This window comes from Desulfofundulus sp., from assembly GCF_049701015.1.
In the GTDB taxonomy this organism is placed as follows: Bacteria; Bacillota; Desulfotomaculia; order Desulfotomaculales; family Desulfovirgulaceae; genus Desulfofundulus.
The window spans coordinates 1-1,992 of record NZ_JBNATZ010000357.1 but is presented as its reverse complement, the minus strand read 5'-3'; the positions used below and the strand labels follow the sequence as shown (position 1 = coordinate 1,992).

Annotated in this window: 4 protein-coding genes; all 4 read right to left on the bottom strand. The window is 52.4% G+C overall.

Annotation, left to right across the window (positions count from 1 at the left end):
• On the bottom strand, nucleotides 1-309 hold a 309-nt coding region (locus tag ACPLUI_RS14330), incomplete at its 3' end, for a hypothetical protein (RefSeq protein WP_424660920.1).
• Between the two features lie 78 nt (nucleotides 310-387).
• Nucleotides 388-714, bottom strand: coding sequence for a DUF5615 family PIN-like protein (locus tag ACPLUI_RS14325; RefSeq protein ID WP_424660919.1), 327 nt, complete (start codon nucleotides 712-714; stop codon nucleotides 388-390).
• Nucleotides 695-955: a DUF433 domain-containing protein gene (locus ACPLUI_RS14320; protein ID WP_424660918.1), complete on the bottom strand. Its 261-nt coding sequence runs from the start codon at nucleotides 953-955 to the stop codon at nucleotides 695-697. Before ACPLUI_RS14320 ends, ACPLUI_RS14325 begins: the two co-directional genes overlap by 20 nt.
• 80 nt (nucleotides 956-1,035) lie before the next feature.
• On the bottom strand, nucleotides 1,036-1,992 hold a 957-nt coding region (locus tag ACPLUI_RS14315; RefSeq protein WP_424660917.1), incomplete at its 5' end, for a copper amine oxidase N-terminal domain-containing protein.

Below are 1,992 nucleotides of genomic sequence, written 5' to 3'. Positions count from 1 at the left end.
CTGACTGGTTATAGCCGTATAACCGTTGCTCAGGTCGCTGTCCGACAGGTCGAAGACCGCGCAGTACATGCCCCCGATGAACTGGGTGTTCGGGTCGCCTATAGGGTTCGTGGTGTTGCCGTACTCGTTGTACCAGAACCTCGTCCAGTGCTCGCGGGTGTACACCCGCCCGGCGTACGCTTGCGGGGTCGGGGGCAGATCTGTAACCCACCCGTTCAAGTTTAAAGCCCATGCTATGCCGGCACCTCTTGCAAATAAAACCAGTAGAAATACTAACGCTGTGAGCGTAAACGTCTTCCGTTTAAACAAAGCTGACCACCTCCATACTTTTGTTACAAAAAAAGAAAAGCACCGGTTATTCCGGCACTTTCTGTAGTATTGAATTGGTTAATCTTTTAAGGAAATGAACTTACCGACCTGAATAGAACCGTTTTGTAAAGCTTTCTCTAAAACCTTAACCTGATTTTCCGGCCGTTGCTCTTTCAATCTGAGAAGCACCACACCAACGTGAGGTTTACCTTGATTGAAAACCAAATCCCCAAAGTCAGTATCACATGTGACCACTATCCACCCTTCTTCAACAGCTTTCTTGAGGATCGCCGCATCGGAAACGCCTTTGCCCAGATAATCTCTAACCATTACAGCTTCATAACCAGATTCTCTTAAAGCCCGGGCAACGGCATTGCTTATGTTTTCATTGAGCAAGAATCTCACGGTCGATGCCCTCTTTTTCTTTCTCTTTCGCAGGTTTATCCACTATGTTTGCCGCATAATACAATGCGGCAGTTACATCCTCTTTAGTCAGAAAGGGGTACGCCTTCAGCAATTCTTCTACGCTCATTGTCGTTAATGCGTTAAGCAAAAAGCTCACTGAAATCCTTGTACCTTTAATGACCGGTTTCCCCAGTAGAACATCTGGATCGATCTGGATTCTTTCCAGGAAGTTGGCATCCATAAACCCATCCCCTTATTGACAGAAAATGTCTATCAGGTATTCCTATTTTATACTAATTCGGCTTGAGAGGCAACACATCATTAGAATTGTTCCACCCATTTGGGATTTAGTCCAGGCACAAACTTGAATGGATATAAAGTGCCGCCTAAAATTGAAATGCCTTTGGTAAGATCATCTCCGCCGATGTTCTGAAAACTGCCAAGCAGCGCAGGGTTTGCCGTGTCAACCGTGAACAGTAATCCGCGACTGTCTTCATTACTCATCATCGCCACCGGGTTCCCGCTCGCGTCGTAGGCTACCCTTAACGGGTCGTTCAGTCCCTTCAGCGTGCTGCCCACCGTCAGCGTCCACACATCGTTGTCGCTACCGTGGAATGCCCGGTACACTTTCAATGTCTTCCCGTCCCACTTGATGTTCCCCGCCGGTACGCCGAACGCCTCCGCTACGGCCGCAAAGGGAATGTAGATAGCGGGAGCAGAAACATTTGGATCAACAATAAAGCTGTTGGGAGGATATACTTCATGATAGGCATTAATATAGTGATCTTTAACATCCTTACTTTGCGCTACCGCCACCGGCGCGACCGGCAGCGTCACGTCGAACGTGCTCCCGTCGAACCTGGTAGCCCTGGCCACTTTACTCCCCACGTGCATCTCCAGGCTCTTGATCAGCGGCTGGAACGGCCCAGGCTGGATGCCGCCGGCTGCCGGGGGTTGTACGGGACTCGCTCCCGGCAGGTCCGGCAGGCTACCAGGCGGCCCCACCAGCACGGCCCGCGTGCTGTCGTCCCATCCCACTTCGTACCCGAAAGCTTCGGCTACCCACCTGGCCGGGAGGTAGGTGCGCCCGTCCCTCACCAGGGGAGCCACGTCCATCTGCTCTGCCTGGCCGTTGACGTACAGGGTCCTGCTCCCCACCCTCATCTGCACCAGCTTATCTCCCAGCTTCAGGCTGACGTCCCCGGTGCTCTCCACCCAGACGATGTCATCCTCGGCCACCCCCAGCGCCTCGAGCTCGGCACGCATCTGGGTGGCGAA

Bases quoted from the DNA above. Each gene is read 5' to 3' on its own strand.
- ACPLUI_RS14320 (WP_424660918.1), bottom strand. From the start codon at position 955: ATGGATGCCAACTTCCTGGAAAGAATCCAGATCGATCCAGATGTTCTA.